Origin of the sequence: Streptomyces swartbergensis, assembly GCF_002148965.1 — a bacterium.
Lineage (GTDB): Bacteria > Actinomycetota > Actinomycetes > Streptomycetales > Streptomycetaceae > Streptomyces > Streptomyces swartbergensis.
This window is the reverse complement of sequence record NZ_NGFN01000647.1, coordinates 1-1,908: the sequence shown is the minus strand read 5'-3', so window position 1 is coordinate 1,908 and position 1,908 is coordinate 1. Positions and strand designations below refer to the sequence as shown.

At 76.1% G+C, this 1,908-nt stretch carries 1 protein-coding gene; it reads left to right on the top strand.

The features are described from left to right. Positions 1–1,787: PBS lyase (locus CA983_RS43195; protein WP_086606059.1), on the top strand; the 1,787-nt coding region annotated here is incomplete at its 5' end. Between the last annotated feature and the right edge of the window lie 121 nt (positions 1,788–1,908).

Genomic DNA, 1,908 nt, shown 5'->3' with positions numbered 1-1,908 from the left:
GGGGTGGGCTTGGCGGAGGCGGGGGTGTGCCCGATGATCTCGCCGTGAAGGTCCGTGCCGCCCTGCGCGCGGGTGCCGATGTCTTCGTACGGCTGGCTGGGGACGCGGACGTCGGAGTACGCCGGGCGGCTCCGGAGGCGCTCGTGCGGTTCCTCGACCGGCCGGCGCGTGTGCTCGCCCTGTTCCGGGAGCGGATCACCGTGGAGCGGGACGACCGGGTCCTGCTCGCCCTGGCCGAGGGCCTCGGCCTGTTCGCACGGCGGCACCTGCCGGCCGGTGACGCCCACGCCGCCCGGGCCGTGGACCTGCTGGCGGCGCTGAGCGCGCCGCCCCACGGGCCGGGGCTGCGCCTGGCCGCGCTCGGCCAGCTGGCGCAGTGTGCCCCGGAGTTGCTTCCCGCGGATCTCGCACCGACGGTGGTCCGGCTGCTGCGGGACAGGTCCGGGCAGCGCGGCTGCGAGAGACTCGCGCAGGACGGTCCCGGTGCCGACACGCTCGCCGGGCGGCTGCGCCGCTTGCGTCCCTCGGACGAGGAGGGCTCCCGGCTGCTGCGGACCCTGCACTCCGCGCTCGGCGGCCGGGTGGCCGACCGGGTCGCCCTGCTGTGCGGGCAGTTGACCAGTCCGGATCCCCTCGACCGGTGCAACGCCGTGTGGATGTCGGCCGGGCTGTTCCGCGAGTGGCGGGCCGACGTGGCGGAGCCGGTCGCCCTCATAGGTGCCCAACTGGGCGCCGAGGAGGGCTGGTTGCACGACGCGGCGGTAGCCGTCCTGGTGGAGCTCTTCGAACTGGCCCTGCCGGCCGCGGACCATCTCCACGCCCTGGTGGCCTGCCGTCCCGAGCTTCGCGTACGTCACGGGGAGCGGGGGGCGCCGACGCTGGGCGGCCCGCTCAAGGCACTGGCCAGGGCCGGGGACGCGCGGGCCACGCCGGTGCTGGCCGAGGTGCTGGCAGGCCCGGTCGTACCGCATGACCTGGGGCTGGTGATACCCCATCTGGGCCGCGCTGCCGCACCGCTCGCCCCCGCTCTGCGGCGACGCCTCGCCCGCGTACCGCTCGACGGCCCCGACACGCATGAGCGGGCCGTTCCCCTGCTGTCGGCCCTCACGGCACTGGGCGACGCCGAGTCCGTGCCGTCGGTGCTGCGCCTGCTGCGTGGCATACCGGACGGGCTGCGGCTGCGCGACGCCGTCACGGGGGCGGCGGTCCGTGCCCTGGGGGCGCTGGGCAGCGCCGCGCACGAGGCGATACCGGATCTGCGCGGGCTGCTGGAGACGGACTGCGCCGTCGCCGCCGCGGACGCGCTGTGGTCGGTCACGAGTGAGGCGGGTGCCGTCGTGCCCGTACTGCTCCGCAAGCTGACGGATGGCGGAAGGGGCCGGTATGGGCCCTCGGCCGCCGCGGACGTACTCGGACGACTGGGGCCGACGGCCGCCCGTAGCGCCCTGCCGGCGCTGCGCCGGATGACCGGCTCCGGCGAAGCGTCGGAACGGGTCGCGGCGGCCTGCGCGGTGTGGCGGATCACCGGAGAGCCGGAACAGGACCAGGTCCTTCCCGTCCTCCGCGCCGCATGGGCGGAGCACCCGCACACCCGCACGACGATCGCCGGGTGCGTGGCAGCGCTGGGTCCCACGGGAGCGCCCCTGCACGACCTGCTGCGAGCGGAGCTCACGTCCCCACGCCGGCATCGGGCCGACTCGGGCGGCTGCGACAGCCACGATATCCATGAGGACGAGGGGTTGTTGAGGGTGTGCCGGGGGGCGCTGGCCCGGGAGGGTGGCGGGTAGGGCCGGGCAGGATGGAACAGGTCCGCCCCTGTCCGGGTTGGACCGGCCTGCGGCCTGCCTGTCGGGCTGGGACGGGCCGCGGCCGTCGGACGAGGACCAGCCGTCCCCGCCGGACTCGGAC